General features: G+C 44.5%; 1 pseudogene. It reads right to left on the bottom strand.

The window, feature by feature from the left end:
* Window positions 1–297 (bottom strand): annotated as a pseudogene (locus NE473_RS31390) (recombination protein RecR); the annotation flags it as partial.
* Window positions 298–299 lie beyond the last annotated feature (2 nt).

The following is a 299-nucleotide window of genomic DNA, read 5'->3' as shown; positions in this document are numbered from 1 at the left end:
ATGGTAAACACCGTCATACTTCCCCGTTTTTTCGTAAGCCGCCAAATCCCTTGTATCCTCAACAATCATGATGACTTTATGGTTGCGTTTGTCACTTTTGCAGATCGGGCACAGCTCCTGATCTGTCAGAGTGAAACACTCCTTGCAGTAATGGACATTATGCTTCGCCTCGGTAATGGACGAGGCAAGGCTTGTTACTGATTCTTCCGGCATATTGATAATATGAAATGCCAGACGCTGCGCAGATTTGCTTCTTATTCCGGGAAGCTTGGACAGCTCTTCTATTAATTTCGTTATCT

This window comes from Hungatella sp. SL.1.14, from assembly GCF_024460495.1.
In the GTDB taxonomy this organism is placed as follows: domain Bacteria; phylum Bacillota; class Clostridia; order Lachnospirales; family Lachnospiraceae; genus Hungatella; species Hungatella hathewayi.
Note: the sequence above shows the minus strand (reverse complement) of the source record. Positions and strands in the feature narration are given on the sequence as shown.